At 71.6% G+C, this 14,193-nt stretch carries 12 protein-coding genes; 9 read left to right on the top strand and 3 right to left on the bottom strand.

Annotated elements, in window-relative coordinates; translation table 11 throughout:
• Positions 1–13 precede the first annotated feature (13 nt).
• Together FGW37_RS30855 and FGW37_RS30860 are read left to right on the top strand one after the other, a co-directional pair.
• Complete coding sequence (locus FGW37_RS30855) at positions 14–1,066, top strand: ROK family protein (RefSeq protein ID WP_179084077.1); 1,053 nt, start codon at positions 14–16, stop codon at positions 1,064–1,066.
• A gap of 11 nt (positions 1,067–1,077) precedes the next feature.
• Complete coding sequence (locus tag FGW37_RS30860) at positions 1,078–2,079, top strand: ROK family protein (RefSeq protein WP_179084078.1); 1,002 nt, start codon at positions 1,078–1,080, stop codon at positions 2,077–2,079.
• Between the two features lie 93 nt (positions 2,080–2,172).
• Here FGW37_RS30860 and FGW37_RS30865 read toward each other — a convergent pair whose 3' ends face one another.
• A complete protein-coding gene (locus FGW37_RS30865) occupies positions 2,173–3,618 on the bottom strand; it encodes a glyceraldehyde-3-phosphate dehydrogenase (RefSeq protein ID WP_179084079.1) in 1,446 nt (481 codons plus the stop codon).
• 282 nt (positions 3,619–3,900) lie between these two features.
• Here FGW37_RS30865 and FGW37_RS30870 point away from each other — a divergent pair, with 282 nt between their 5' ends.
• Entirely contained in the window at positions 3,901–4,827 is a 927-nt protein-coding gene (locus tag FGW37_RS30870) for an NADP-dependent oxidoreductase (protein ID WP_179084080.1), read from the top strand.
• A gap of 87 nt (positions 4,828–4,914) precedes the next feature.
• Positions 4,915–5,850, top strand: a complete 936-nt coding sequence (locus FGW37_RS30875) for an AraC family transcriptional regulator (protein ID WP_179084081.1) — start codon at positions 4,915–4,917, stop codon at positions 5,848–5,850.
• Positions 5,851–5,868: 18 nt separating this feature from the next.
• Here the strand turns inward: FGW37_RS30875 and FGW37_RS30880 are convergent, their stop codons facing one another.
• Complete coding sequence (locus FGW37_RS30880; protein WP_179084082.1) at positions 5,869–6,498, bottom strand: histidine phosphatase family protein; 630 nt, start codon at positions 6,496–6,498, stop codon at positions 5,869–5,871.
• A 105-nt stretch (positions 6,499–6,603) separates the two neighbouring features.
• Between FGW37_RS30880 and FGW37_RS30885 the strand changes: the two genes are divergently transcribed.
• The 5 genes from FGW37_RS30885 to FGW37_RS30905 all read left to right on the top strand — a co-directional run bounded on the left by FGW37_RS30885 (position 6,604) and on the right by FGW37_RS30905 (position 13,343).
• Positions 6,604–7,080 (top strand): DUF6314 family protein, encoded by a 477-nt coding sequence (locus FGW37_RS30885; RefSeq protein WP_179084083.1) that lies wholly within the window; start codon positions 6,604–6,606, stop codon positions 7,078–7,080.
• 170 nt (positions 7,081–7,250) lie between these two features.
• On the top strand, positions 7,251–8,993 hold the full coding sequence (locus FGW37_RS30890) for a pyruvate dehydrogenase (RefSeq protein WP_179084084.1): 1,743 nt from the start codon (positions 7,251–7,253) through the stop codon (positions 8,991–8,993).
• 121 nt (positions 8,994–9,114) lie between these two features.
• Positions 9,115–9,675: a PadR family transcriptional regulator gene (locus tag FGW37_RS30895; RefSeq protein ID WP_179084085.1), complete on the top strand. Its 561-nt coding sequence runs from the start codon at positions 9,115–9,117 to the stop codon at positions 9,673–9,675.
• A 113-nt stretch (positions 9,676–9,788) separates the two neighbouring features.
• On the top strand, positions 9,789–11,510 hold the full coding sequence (locus FGW37_RS30900; protein ID WP_179084086.1) for an acyl-CoA dehydrogenase family protein: 1,722 nt from the start codon (positions 9,789–9,791) through the stop codon (positions 11,508–11,510).
• 99 nt (positions 11,511–11,609) lie between these two features.
• A complete protein-coding gene (locus FGW37_RS30905) occupies positions 11,610–13,343 on the top strand; it encodes a GAF domain-containing sensor histidine kinase (protein WP_179084087.1) in 1,734 nt (577 codons plus the stop codon).
• Between the two features lie 12 nt (positions 13,344–13,355).
• On the opposite strand, the gene FGW37_RS33620 is transcribed toward FGW37_RS30905, so the two are convergent.
• Complete coding sequence (locus FGW37_RS33620; RefSeq protein WP_246430881.1) at positions 13,356–14,117, bottom strand: response regulator; 762 nt, start codon at positions 14,115–14,117, stop codon at positions 13,356–13,358.
• Between the last annotated feature and the right edge of the window lie 76 nt (positions 14,118–14,193).

The raw sequence follows: 14,193 nt of genomic DNA on the forward strand, positions 1-14,193 counted from the left end.
CAGGTGACATCGCATGAACGTGAACGACGTGAAAGTGCGGCAGGTGCTGCGGCGTTCGTACGAGCTCGACCACGGGCACTACGCGGTCGGCGTCGAACTCCAGCCGTACAAACTCACGGGGGTCGTCGTCGGATCCGACGGTGTGGTGATGGCCCGCACCCGTCGGCACCTCACGGTCATGGAGTCGGCTGAGGTGGTGAAGCGCGTGGCCGAGATGGCGGGGCGCCTGATGGACGACAGACTGGGCTGTGCCTTTCCCCGGAGCAGGGTGTGCGTCGGAGTCCAGGTGGGCGGCCCCGTCGATCCGGACACGGGAACGGTCCTCCACCTCGTCAACGGCCCCGACGACCACCGGCACGAGAAGCCCCCTCCGTACGAGTGGGTGGACGTCCCCCTCGGCGCGGAACTCGCCTTCAAGATGGGCTGCGCCACGTCGGTGGAGAACGATGCGCACGCCTTCGCCGCGTACGAGCAGAGCCTCGGCGTCGGCAGCAGGAGCGCGACGTTCGGGGTCGTCCTCGTCCGCGACGGCGTGGGTGCCGGAATGGTCGTCCGGGGCGAACGGATCTCCGTCCCGATGGAGTTCGGGCACCTCCAGGTCTGGCAGCGGGGCCGGATCTGTGATTGCGGAATGCGGGGGTGCATCGAGAGCCAGGTGGGGAACCGGGCACTGACCGCCGTGGTCAAAGAGCTGACCGGACGGGAACTGGACGGGCTGGAGGCCGCGATCGCGCTCACCGACAGCAACGACCCGCAGGCCCGCCAGGCGGCAGCGGCATTCCGCAAAGCCGGGACCTCGATCGCCCGTGGCATCGCCACCTTACTCACCACGTTCGGCCCGACCCATGTGGTGATCTATGCGGCGGAGGATCTCATCAGCGGCGGGCCGGGGCGCCGGGCGGCGAATTCCTTCCTCCACGCGATGAGGAGGTTTCCCGCGCACACGTTCCACATCAGCAGGGACTGTCACATCGTCACCAAGCCGCTGGATGCCGTCCGTGGTGCGCACGGCGCCGCGCTGATCGCGCTGCAGAGTTGTTTCGGCGTCCGGCTTCGACCCCGGTAGGAGTGTCCCCCATGCGCCCACGGTTCCACGACGACGACCGGCTCGCCATCGGACTCGACATCGGAGGCACGAAGATCGCAGCAGGAGTGGTCGACGCGGGAGGCCGCATCGTCGGACGGGTCCCGGCCGTTCCGTGCCCCTCCGATCAGGCGGCCATCCTGAAGGCCCTTTCCGCCCTGGTCGAAGAACTGCGCTCCCGGAATCCCGGAACCGTGGCCGTCGGCGTCGGAGCGGCGGGACTCGTCCACTGGCCCGAAGGCCGCATCCGGACCGCCCCCAACAATGCCTACCGCGATCTGCCGCTCCGCCGTCTGCTGCAGGAAGCCACCGGCCTGCCGGCCCTTGTCGACAACGATGCCAATGCCGCCTGCTGGGCGGAGTACCGCAAGGGAAACAGCGCCGCTTACATGGCATTCATCACGGTGGGCACCGGCGTCGGCGGCGGCCTCGTCCTGGCGGACCGCCTCTTCCGCGGCCGCACCGGAATAGCCATGGAATTCGGGCACACGATCGTCGACCCGCACGGCACCGAACGCTGCGGCTGCGGCAACGCCGGCTGCCTCGAACCCCTGGCCTCCGGGCGGGCGCTCGGCCGCTACGGCAGTGCGGCGGCCGCGGCCGAACCCGGCGGGGCGCTGGCGACGCTCGCCGGAGGTTCCGGCCGTGTGACCGGGGAGACGGTCTCCGCGGCCGCGCGCGCCGGAGACCCGTCCGCACGTGCCCAGCTGGAGCGTCTCGGACACTGGCTCGGCATCGGCATCGCGACGCTCGTCAACCTCGTCGACGTCGAGCTGGTGGTCGTCGGCGGCGGCGTCGCGGAAGCCGGTGAACTGCTGCTGGCCCCCACCCGCTCCAGCTTCGCCCGGTACGTCACCGCGGGCGCCCACCGTGAACTCCCGGAGATCAAACCGGCCCGCCTCGGGCCGGAGGCGGGGTGGATCGGCGCGGCCCTCCTGGCCCTCGACCAGGAGGGCCAGGAGGCCCGGGAGGGGCCGACGGCCGGGGACGTGTGAGGCCCACGGAAAACGGCCGGGCGGCCACCTCGCCCTTGAGGTGGCCGCCCGGCCTCGGCGTTCAGGGACGCCGGACGAGACGGTGCGCCGGGATCAGACCTGCGGTACCGGGAAGGTCGGGTACTCCACCCCGGACACGTGCTGGACGACACGGATGACCTGGCAGGAGTAGCCGAACTCGTTGTCGTACCACAGGTAGAGGATCGCGTTGTCGCCGTCGACCTTGGTGGCGCCGGCGTCGACGATCGAGGCGTGGCGCGAGCCGATGAAGTCGCTCGAGACCGCGTCGGGGGCGGTGGTGAAGTCGATCTGGCGCTTGAGCGGCGAGGTCAGCGACACGTTGCGGAGGTAGTCGAGGACCTCCTCGCGGTCGGTCTCGCGCCCGAGCCGCAGGCTGAGGATCGCGATCGAGACGTCCGGCACCGGAACGCGGATCGAGCTGCCGGTGATCGGCGCCTTGAGGTCGGGCAGCGCCTTGGCGACGGCCGAGGCGGCACCGGTCTCGGTGATGACCATGTTCAGCGGCGCGGAACGGCCGCGGCGGTCGGCCTTGTGGTAGTTGTCCAGCAGGTTCTGGTCGTTCGTGAACGAGTGGACCGTCTCCACGTGGCCGCGCAGCACGCCGTACTCGTCGTCCATCGCCTTCAGCGGCGGGACGATCGCGTTGGTGGTGCAGGACGCGCAGGACAGGATCTGCTCGTCCGGCTTGATCATGTCGTGGTTGACGCCGTGCACGATGTTGGGCACGTCACCCTTGCCGGGCGCGGTCAGGACGACCTTGTCGATACCGGGGCGCAGGTGCTTGGACAGGCCCTCGCGGTCGCGCCACTTGCCGGTGTTGTCGATGAGGATGGCGTCCTTGATGCCGTACGCCGTGTAGTCGACCTCGGACGGATCGCCGGCGTAGATCACCTTGATCTCGTTGCCGTTGGCGACGATCGTGCTGTTCGCCTCGTCGACGGTGATCGTGCCCTGGAACTGGCCGTGGATGGAGTCGCGCCGCAGCAGCGAGGCGCGCTTCACGATGTCCTGGTCGCCGCCCTGGCGGACCACGATGGCGCGCAGCCGCAGGCCGTTGCCCGAACCGGCCTTCTCGATGAGGAGGCGGGCGACGAGGCGGCCGATGCGGCCGAAGCCGTAGAGGACGACGTCGCGGCCCTCGCACCGCTCGATCTTGTTGTCACCCGTGGCGCCGGCGACGGCCTCGGCGGTGAAGTCCGCCACCGACAGGCCGCGGTCGTCGGCCTTGTACGTGGCGGCGAGCATGCCGATGTCGATCTGGGAAGGGCCGAGATCGAGCGTGGTCAGGGCCTGCAGGAACGGCAGCGTCTCGGTGACCGAGAGCTCCTCGCCCGCTATCTGCCGGGCGAAACGGTGGGTCTTCAGGATGCTGACCACCGACTTGTTCACCAGGGAGCGGCTGTGGAGGAGGACCGTGACGTCCTGCTCCCGGTGCAGCTTCCCGATGATCGGGATCATCGACTCCGCGATCTCCTCGCGGTTCTTCCAGCTTGTGAACGAGTCTTCGTTGACAGTCACAGGTCCATCTCTCGATCGAGCTTGGCGGCGCTCATATGCTAACCCCACGCCTCCTTTGATCATTCAGGAGGTGCCGCCGGGCGGGGTGGGGGTGTAGCTGTTTGCCGGGTTCGCCGCGTTTTGCCGCCGGTGTGATCCTCGTCGGACGGGTGTCCTCGGACGTGGACGATGGGACATCTTTCCGAGATCCAGGGATATTCATCCGCTCATTCGATCTCCCTAATGTTGAGCACATCAACCGCCGGGGGCACCGCCCCGGCCCCTTCCCAGGGAGAGATCACCATGCGCGCTGTCGTCCAGAAGTCCTTCGGAGGCCCCGAGGTCCTGGAGGTCGTCGAGACCGAGCGTCCCACCCCCCTCGGCGGCGAGGTCCTCGTCCGCGTCCACGCCAGCGGCGTGAACCCGGTCGACGTGGCCGTCCGCTCCGGCGCCTACCCGCTGCTCGGCGAGCCGCCCTTCGGCGTCGGCTGGGACATCTCCGGCGTCGTCGAGGAGGCCGGCCCGGGCGCCCGCTTCAAGCCGGGCGACGAGGTCTTCGGCATGCCGTTCTTCCCGCGCGCCGCCACCGGCTACGCCGAGTACGTCGCCGTGCCGTCCCGCCAGGTGGCCCGCAAGCCCGCCGCCCTCGACCACGTGCACGCCGCGGCCCTCCCGCTCGCCGCGCTCACCGCCTGGCAGGGGCTGGTGGACGCGGCCCGGATCACCGAAGGGCAGCGGGTGCTGATCCACCGCGCGGCCGGCGGCGTCGGCCACTTCGCCGTGCAGATCGCCAAGGCCCGCGGCGCCCACGTGATCGCCATGGCGAGCGCCCCCAAGCACGACTTCGTACGTGGCCTGGGCGCCGACGAGGTCATCGACTACCGCACCACCGACTTCACCGAGGCGGTCAAGGACGCCGACGTCGTCTTCGACTCCTCCTCCGAAGGCGTCCGCTCCCTGGCCGTCCTGCGCCCCGGCGGCACGCTCGTCAGCATCATGGAGCACGGGAACCAGGAGCTCGCCGCCCAGGTCGAGGCCGCGGGCCGGAACTTCGCCGGAATCTCCGTCGAGCCCGACTACGCCTCGCTGGAGGCGATCGCCGCCCTCGTGGACGCAGGCCGCATCCGCCCCCACGTCGCCGGGACGTTCCCGCTGGCCGAAGCCGCCGCGGCCCACGAGGCGGTCGGGTCGGGCCGGACCCAGGGCAAGATCGTCCTGACCGTCGGCTGACACGGGCCGGGACGTAGGCTGGCCGGACGGCCGGTGGCGGGAAAGAAGACGGCCGGTGGCGGGAAAGAAGGGGAGGAGGGGACGGCGTTGGACATCCTGACCGAGGCGCTGGGCTCGATGCGGACCGGGCAGCCCAGGTCCGTACGCACCCACGGCCGCGCCCCCTGGGGGCTGCGCCTCCCCCCGGTCGCCGGCGCCGGCTTCCACGTGGTGCTGCACGGCACCTGCTGGCTCGTCCCCCTCGGTGACGCGCCGCACTTGAAGCCCCTCGCCCTCGGCCCGGGCGACGTGGTCTTCCTGCGCGACGGCCGCGGGCACATCCTCGCCGACCACCCCTCCACGCCGGCCGAAGCGGAGAGGCCGGAGCAGTTCCGGCCCGGCTCGCCGCTCGGTACGGTCACCATCGGCGGCGACGGCCCCGGCACGAGTCTGCTGTGCGGCAACTACCACCTGGACCAGGGGCGGCCCCACCCCCTGGTGAGCCGGCTCCCCGAGATCATTCACCTCCCCACCCGGCACGGCCGCCACCCCGAACTGAGCGCCGCCGTCCAACTCCTCGGCACGGAACTGGACAACCCCCGCATCGGATCGGCCGGCATCGTCCCCGCGCTCATCGACTCCCTGCTCCTCTACATCCTGCGCGCCTGGCTCGAGGACCAGCCCCCGACTGCGGCCGAGGGCTGGGCCGCCGCCCTCGGCGACCGCGCCGTCGCCCCGGCCCTGTCCGCCGTCCACGCGGACCCGGCCGCCCAGTGGACCGTCGAGTCGCTCGCCGAAAGCGTGGGCCTGTCCCGCGCGGCCTTCGCCCGCCGTTTCACGGCCCTCGTCGGTGAGCCGCCCATGGCCTATCTGACCCGCTGGCGCATGACGACCGCCGCCAAGCTGCTGCGCGAGACCGACGTACCCCTCACCACCGTCGCGGCCCGCACCGGATACGGCTCCGAGTACGCCTTCGCCAAGGCGTTCAAACGCGAATACGGCCGGGCCCCGGGCGGCTACCGCCGGGAGGCCCGGGCCGCGTGAGGTGCACCGCGGTCGCGCTCATGAGCCGAGGTGCCGGGTGTCCCCGAGGCCGGCGACCTGGCGGTTGTGGAAGAAGTCGTCCTCGCGCAGGGTGGTGATGCTGCCCGGGGCCGCCCGGAAGCTGACGCGGCCCAGCGCCTCGAACGGCATCCCGATCCATGCCGCCACGACGAACGTCAGGGCGAAACCGTGCGTCACGATGACCTGGTGCGCGCACGGGCGCCGCAGGATCTCGTCCACGGCCGCGTAGACGCGCCGGGCGAAGACCGCTCTGGTCTCGGCACCCGGCACACCCTCGTGGTGTCCCATCCGGTCCCCGGCGGCCGGCGGCGGGACGAACCGCCGGTCCAGCCACTCCTGCGGCCTGCCCTCGGCCTCCCCGTAGGACTTCTCCCGGAGCCGGCGGTCCAGGACCGGTTCCACGCCGAGGAGCCCGGCCACCTCTTCGGCCGTCTGCCGGGTCCGCTGCAGATCCGAGGAGAACAGCTCCACCCCGGCGCCGTCGGGGACCGCGGCCCGCAGCGCCCGGGCGATGGAGGCCGCCGCGCGCCTGCCCGCCGGCGTGAGCGGCGAATCGTGCCAGCCGCCGACCACCCCTTCGACGTGGTGCGTCGCTTCCGGGTGCGTGACGACGTAGATACTGCGCATCAGTGCGTTCCCTCCCCGTGGGTCCTCACCATGATCCTCACCGCGGGCCCTCACCCTGTGCCACCTCAAGGCCCGTCGCCCACGGCGGCGGGGGATGATGGGGCGGTGAACTGCGCCGCCCATGATCCGACACCCGTCAGGGATTCGGCACCCCGTCCCGTCCCCGACGCCGTCGCCTACCTGTCCGGGCAGTGGACCGTCGAGCGCACCCTGCTCGACCTGGACACCGGCGCCGGCGGGTCGTTCCACGGCACGGCCGTCTTCCGGCCCGGCGATGACGGCGCGTCCGTACTGCACGTCGAAGACGGCGAGCTGAGCTGGGGCGGCGCGGTCAACCGGGCCGGGCGGACGCTCCGGCTGCTGGCCCGGCCGGACGGCACGGCCGAGGTGCTGTTCGCCGACGGCCGGCCCTTCCACGACCTCGACCTGCGCACGGGGCACTGGACCACCCGTCACCCCTGCGGGCGGGACCGCTACGACGGCACGTTCACCGTCGTCTCACCCGGCGAATGGCACGTGCAATGGCGCACCACCGGCCCGGCCAAGGACCAGCTCCAGCGCTCGGTGTACCGGCGGCGCTAGGCGGCCGGCCGCCGGAACGCCCCGCGCCCGCCCCTTCTGCCAGGGATCCCGCGCCCCGCCCCTCCTGTCAGGGATGCACAGGCAGGTGTTCTGTGGATTGATGGGGGCAGGGGGCGGAGAGACCGGCCGCGCGCCGGTCCTTGCGGCCGGCGACGCGGGAGGACGGGTTCATGCCGAAGGAGACGGTGGCGGAGCAGTTCGTCGACATCCTGGCGCGTGCCGGGGTGCGGCGGCTCTACGGGGTCGTCGGGGACAGCCTCAACCCGGTCGTGGACGCGGTGCGCCGCCATGCCGCCGTCGACTGGGTCCAGGTCCGGCACGAGGAGGCCGCCGCCTTCGCCGCGGGGGCCGAGGCCCAGCTGACCGGCGGGCTGGCCGCCTGCGCGGGCTCCTGCGGCCCGGGAAACCTGCACCTCATCAACGGCCTCTACGACGCCCACCGCTCCATGGCCCCCGTGCTCGCGCTCGCCTCGCACATCCCGAGCGGTGAGATCGGCACCGGCTTCTTCCAGGAGACCCATCCGGACCAGCTGTTCCGCGAGTGCAGCCACTACTGCGAGCTGGTCTCCAACCCGCGGCAGATGCCGCGGGTGCTGCGGACCGGCATCCAGAACGCCGTCGGACGCGGCGGCGTCAGCGTCATCGTCCTGCCCGGCGACGTCGCGGGAGAGCAGGCCCCGGCCCGCTCGGGCGAGCACGCGCTGGTCACGGCCCGGCCGTCGGTGCGGCCGGGGGACGCGGAGATCGACGCCCTCGCCCGGATGGTCGACGAGGCGCGGAAGGTGACGCTGTTCTGCGGCAGCGGCACGGCGGGGGCCCACGAGGAGGTGATGCGCTTCGCGGAGCGGGTCAAGGCTCCCGTCGGGCACGCGCTGCGCGGCAAGGAGTGGATCCAGTACGACAACCCCTACGACGTCGGCATGAGCGGCCTGCTCGGCTACGGGGCCGCCTACGAGGCCACCCACGAGTGCGACCTGCTGCTCCTGCTGGGCACCGACTTCCCGTACAACGCCTTCCTGCCGGACGACGTGAAGATCGCGCAGGTGGACGTCCGGCCCGAGCACCTGGGCCGGCGGTCCGCGCTCGACCTCGCGGTGTGGGGCGACGTCCGCGAGACGCTGCGCTGCCTGACGCCGCGCGTGCAGGTCAAGAGCAGCCGGAAGTTCCTCGACAAGATGCTCGCGAAGCACGCCGACGCCCTCGAAGGCGTCGTGAAGGCGTACACGCGGAAGGTGGAGAAGCACACCCCGATCCACCCGGAGTACGTGGCCTCCGTCCTGGACGAGGAAGCCGCCGACGACGCGGTCTTCACCATCGATACCGGGATGAACAACGTCTGGGCGGCCCGCTACCTCACCCCGAACGGCCGCCGCCGCGTCATCGGCTCCTTCACCCACGGGTCGATGGCGAACGCCCTGCCCCAGGCGATCGGGGCGCAGCTCCTGGACCGGGGCCGGCAGGTCGTCTCGATGTCCGGCGACGGCGGGTTCTCCATGCTGATGGGCGACTTCCTGACGCTGGTGCAGTACGGCCTGCCCGTGAAGGTGGTCCTGTTCAACAACTCGTCGCTCGGCATGGTCGAGCTGGAGATGATGGTGGGCGGCCTGCCGTCGTACGGCACGGCCAACCACAACCCCGACTTCGCCGCCATCGCCGGCGCGGCCGGTGCCTACGGCGTGCGGGTGGAGAAGCCGAAGCACGTGCGGAGTGCCCTGCGGGACGCGTTCCGGCACAAGGGCCCGGCGCTGGTGGACATCGTGACCGACCCCAACGCCCTGTCGATCCCGCCGAAGATCACCGCGGACATGGTCAGCGGCTTCGCCCTGTCGGCGGGACGGATGGTCCTGGAGGGTGGCGTGGGCCGGATGGTCCGGATGGCGCGCTCGAATCTGCGCAACATCCCACGCCCCTGAGAGCTGAGGGCTCCTCGCCCGTGAGGGCTCTTCGTCCCCTGAGGCGCGGCTGCGAGTGAGCCGCGTCTCACCCGGGCGGTGGTGCTTGTCTATGAAACGAGTTGCATAGCAGGATCCGGGTATGGCGCTCGAGCACGCGATCCTCGTCTCCCTGCTGGAGAAGCCGGGCTCCGGCTACGAGCTGGCCCGGCGCTTCGAGCGGTCCATCGGCTACTTCTGGACCGCCACCCACCAGCAGATCTACCGCGTCCTCAAGCGGATGGAGGGCGACGGCTGGATCGACGTGCGCGAGGTGCCGCAGCAGGGCCGGCCGGACAAGAAGGAGTACTCCGTCGCCGCCCTCGGGCGCGCCGCCCTCTCCGGCTGGCTCCACGAGCCGATCGAACCCGAGAGCGTCCGGCACGACCTCGCCGTGAAGATCCGCGGCGCGGCCTTCGACGACCCGGCCGCGCTGATCCGCGAAGTCGAGCGGCACCACCGGGCGCACTCCGACCGGCTCGCGCACTACCTCGCGGGGGAGGAGCGCGACTTCACCGCACCCGGGGCGCCCGGCACACCCGGCGACGCCGGGCGGGAGCTCCAGCACGTCGTCCTGCGCGGCGGCATCGCCTACGAGCGGATGACGATCGCCTGGCTCGACGACGTCCTCGCCACGCTCCACCGGCTCCGCCGCGAGCACTGAACCCGCGTTCCACCGCGACCCGCCGCCTCCACCTTTGCCTCCACCTTCACCTCCGCCTCCACCATCACCGTCCACCGCCACCTTCGACCGTCAAGCCGGAAAGGCGAACCTCCATGGCCGACCAGCTGCTCTTCAACCCGCGCACCTACGACCCCGCGCACTTCGACCCCGAGACCCGCAGGCTGCTGCGCGCCACCGTCGACTGGTTCGAGGAGCGCGGCAAGCGCAAGCTGATCGAGGACTACCGCTCCCGCACCTGGCTGGCCGACTTCCTCGCCTTCTCGGCGAAGGAGGGCCTGTTCGCCACCTTCCTCACACCGTCCGCCGCCGCCGGCGGGCACGAGGACAAGCGCTGGGACACCGCCCGCATAGCCGCCCTCAACGAGATCTTCGGCTTCTACGGGCTCGACTACTGGTACGCGTGGCAGGTCACCATCCTCGGCCTCGGCCCGGTCTGGCAGAGCGACAACGCCGCCGCCCGCGCCCGCGCCGCCGAACTCCTCGCCCAGGGCGAGGTGTTCGCCTTCGGCCTGTCCGAGAAGGCCCACGGCGCCGACATCTACTCCACCGACATGCTCCTGGAGCCGGACGGCGACGGCGGCTTCCGGGCGAGCGGCTCCAAGTACTACATCGGCAACGGCAACGCCGCCGGCCTCGTCTCCGTCTTCGGCCGCCGCACCGACGTCGAGGGCCCCGACGGCTACGTCTTCTTCGCCGCCGACAGCCGTCACGAGGCGTACCACCTCGTCAAGAACGTCGTCGACTCGTCGAAGTACGTCAGCGAGTTCCGCCTCGATAACTACCCGGTCGCGGCCGAGGACGTCCTGCACACCGGCCGCGCCGCCTTCGACGCCGCCCTCAACACCGTCAACGTCGGCAAGTTCAACCTCTGCACCGGCGCGATCGGCATCTGCGAGCACGCGATGTACGAGGCCGTCACGCACGCGCACAACCGCATCCTCTACGGGCGCCCCGTCACCGCATTCCCGCACGTGCGCCGCGAGCTGACCGACGCCTACGTCCGCCTCGTCGGGATGAAGCTGTTCAGCGACCGCGCCGTCGACTACTTCCGCTCCGCCGGCCCCGACGACCGCCGCTACCTGCTCTTCAACCCCATGACGAAGATGAAGGTGACCACGGAGGGCGAGAAGGTCATCGACCTGATGTGGGACGTCATCGCGGCCAAGGGCTTCGAGAAGGACACCTACTTCGCCCAGGCCGCCACGGAGATCCGGGGCCTGCCGAAGCTGGAGGGCACCGTCCACGTCAACCTCGCGCTGATCCTGAAGTTCATGGGCAACCACCTGCTCAACCCGGCCGAGTACGCGCCCGTGCCGACCCGCCTCGACGCGGCCGACGACGACTTCCTCTTCCGCCAGGGCCCGGCCCGCGGCCTCGGCGCCATCCGCTTCCACGACTGGCGCACCGCCTACGACGCCTACGCCGACGTACCCAACGTCGGCCGCTTCCGGGAGCAGGCGGACGCGCTGTGCGAGTTCGTCACCACCGCCGCGCCCGACGAGGAGCAGAGCCGCGACCTCGACCTCCTCCTCGCCGTCGGCCAGCTCTTCGCGCTCGTCGTGCACGGCCAGCTGATCCTGGAGCAGGCGCGCCTGACCGGCCTCGACCGGGACGTGCTCGACGAGCTGTTCGCCGTCCTCGTCCGCGACTTCTCCGCGCACGCCGTCGAACTGCACGGCAAGGACTCCGCCACCGAGGAGCAGCAGCGCTGGGCCCTCGGCGCGGTCCGCCGCCCCGTCGTCGACGACGCCCGCTCGGCCCGCGTCTGGGAGCGCGTCGAGGCGCTGTCAGGCGCGTACGAGATGGCGCCGTAACCCACTTCCGGCCGGGGCGGGTGCAGCCGTTTCTGCCCCGCCCCGGGCCCGATACGGTGGTCCGGCGAGACACACGTCGTCCGTTCGTGAGGAGACGCGTTGGAGACCACCGGGGGTGGTTCGGTGCGGCTGCCGCACCTCAGACTGGACGAGCTGCTGGGGGAGCTCCAGGCGCGGCTCGACACCGCACGCGGTACGTGGGACCGGGTGCACAGCCTGCTGGAGGCAGTGCTGTCGGTGGGGCGCGAACTGGATCTGGAGCACGTGCTGCGCCGGATCGTCGAGGCGGCGGTGGTGCTGGTGGACGCCCGGTACGGGGCGCTGGGGGTCATCGGCCAGGACGGGCGCACGCTCTCGCAGTTCCTCACGGTCGGGCTGACGGACGAGCAGATCAAGGCCATCGGGCCGTTCCCCTCGGGGCACGGGCTGCTCGGGGAGCTGATCCGGCACCCCGCCCCGCTGCGGCTGCCGAAGATCTCCGAGCACGCCGCCTCGTACGGCTTCCCGTCCGGCCATCCGCCGATGCACAGCTTCGTGGGCGTCCCCATCAGCGTCCGCGACCAGGTGTTCGGGAACTTATACCTGACCGAGAAGCGCGGCGGGGCGGACTTCGACGCCGAGGACGAGGCGGTGCTCTCCACGCTCGCCGTCGCCGCGGGCGTCGCCGTCGACAACGCCCGCCTGTACGAGGAGTCCACGCGGCGCGAACGCTGGCTGCGGGCGAGCGCCCGGGTGACGACCAGTCTGATGTCCGGCAGCCCGCGGCAGGACGTGATGGCCCAGATCGCCGAGCTGGCCAAGGAGATCACCGAGGCCGAGCTGGCGACGGTCTCGCTGCCGCTGGACGACGGGTCCGCGCTGACCGTCGAGGTCGCCACGGGCGAACTGGCCGATGCCATCCGCGGTGTCGTCCTCCCCGTCGAAGGGAGCCTGGTCGGCGTCGTGCTCTCCGAGCGCGAGCCGGTCTGCAGCCTCAGCGTCGACGAGGACCCGCGGGTCTCCGCGGTGCCCAAGTCGCTGACGGGGCTGGGACCGGCGGTGGCGGTGCCGGTCAAGTCCGGCGAGACGGTGATCGGCGTGCTGTTCCTGGCCCGGGGCACGGGGCGGCCGGTGTTCTCGCAGGAGGAGATCGAGCCCCTGCTGAACTTCGCCGGGCAGGCGGCCATGGCCATGGAACTGGCGCAGCGCCGGGCGGACGCCGAACAGCTCACGCTGCTGGAGGACCGCGACCGGATCGCCCGCGACCTGCACGACCTGGCGATCCAGCGGCTGTTCGCCACGGGCATGACGCTGCAGAGCGCGGACCGCTTCATCGACCACGCGGAGGCGTCGGAGCGCGTGCAGCGGGCCGTGAACGACCTCGACGAGACCATCAAGATCATCAGGGCGACGATCTTCGGTCTGCGGTCCCGGGAGACCGCGCCCCGGCACGGGCTGCGCACCCGTGTCGTGCAGACCGTCGGCGGCGCCGCCGCGCTCCTCGGCTTCGCGCCGAGCCTGCGCATGGAGGGCCTGCTGGACACCCGGGTGCCGCGCGCCGTCATCGACGACGCGGTGGCGGTCCTGGAAGAGGCCCTGACGAACGTCGTCCGGCACGCCCGCGCCACGTCCATCGGCGTCTGCGTGGTCAACGACGGCCGGGACCTGGTGCTCACCGTCACCGACGACGGCGTCGGCATGCCCGGCGAAGGGCGCCGCAGCGGGTTGCGCAACCTCGCCGAACGCGCGGAACGGCACGGCGGGCAGCTGCTGCTCTCCGCCCCCTCCGGCGACGGCACGGTACTGACCTGGCGCGTTCCCCTCCCGGCGGAGCAGCCGCGGACCGGTCCTTGAACGGCTTGCGGCTCAGGCCCGGCGGCCGGACTGCTCCCGGCGGTCCCCGGGTTCGCCCGCTGGCGTGCCCGGCTCGGCGGCGGGCCCGCCGGCCCGGGTGGCGAGGACGGCCGCCTGGATGCGGCGCTCGACGCCGAGTTTGGCGAGCAGCCGCGAGATGTGGTTCTTGACCGTCTTCTCGGACAGGAACAGACTCTTGCCGATCTGACGGTTGGTGAGCCCGTCACCGATCAGCGCGAGGATGTCGCGCTCGCGAGGGGAGAGGCCGGCGAGCCGCTCGTCGCCGGGTCCGGCGTCCCCTCCGTCCCCTCCGTCCCCGCGCAGGCTCGTCATCAGGCGCGTGGTCGTGGCCGGGTCGAGCATGGACTGGCCGGAGGCGACGGTGCGGACGGCGGAGACGAGGTCGGACCCCTTGATCTGCTTGAGGACGTACCCGGCGGCCCCGGCCATGATCGCGTCCAGGAGGGCATCGTCGTCGTCGAACGAGGTCAGCATCAGGCAGGCGAGCCCCGGCATCCGCGAGCGCAGCTCCCGGCAGACGGTGATGCCGTCGCCGTCCGGCAGCCGCACGTCCAGGACGGCGACGTCGGGGCGGAGGGCGGGCCCCCGGGCGAGGGCGTGGTCGACGGTTCCCGCTTCGCCGGCGACCACGATGTCGTCCTCGGCGTCCAGCAGGTCGTGGACACCCCGCCGGACCACCTCGTGGTCGTCCAGGAGGAAGACCCGGATCGGCCTGTCCTGGGAGAACTGGGAGAACACCTCTGCCTGGCCCACAACCGGCTCCCGTCGACGGTCGGCGCACCGCTGCGCTGCACCGATCATGATCTGCCGGGAGCGGCGTCCACCATGG

The organism is Streptomyces rectiverticillatus, from assembly GCF_013394065.1.
In the GTDB taxonomy this organism is placed as follows: Bacteria; Actinomycetota; Actinomycetes; order Streptomycetales; family Streptomycetaceae; genus Streptomyces; species Streptomyces rectiverticillatus.

Excerpts from the sequence above, each read along its gene's own strand:
- FGW37_RS30890 (WP_179084084.1), top strand. The coding sequence starts at position 7,251 with ATGCCGAAGGAGACGGTGGCGGAGCAGTTCGTCGACATCCTGGCGCGT.
- FGW37_RS30860 (WP_179084078.1), top strand. The coding sequence starts at position 1,078 with ATGCGCCCACGGTTCCACGACGACGACCGGCTCGCCATCGGACTCGAC.
- FGW37_RS30855 (WP_179084077.1), top strand. The coding sequence starts at position 14 with ATGAACGTGAACGACGTGAAAGTGCGGCAGGTGCTGCGGCGTTCGTAC.
- FGW37_RS30870 (WP_179084080.1), top strand. The coding sequence starts at position 3,901 with ATGCGCGCTGTCGTCCAGAAGTCCTTCGGAGGCCCCGAGGTCCTGGAG.
- FGW37_RS30900 (WP_179084086.1), top strand. The coding sequence starts at position 9,789 with ATGGCCGACCAGCTGCTCTTCAACCCGCGCACCTACGACCCCGCGCAC.
- FGW37_RS30895 (WP_179084085.1), top strand. The coding sequence starts at position 9,115 with ATGGCGCTCGAGCACGCGATCCTCGTCTCCCTGCTGGAGAAGCCGGGC.
- FGW37_RS30880 (WP_179084082.1), bottom strand. The coding sequence starts at position 6,498 with ATGCGCAGTATCTACGTCGTCACGCACCCGGAAGCGACGCACCACGTC.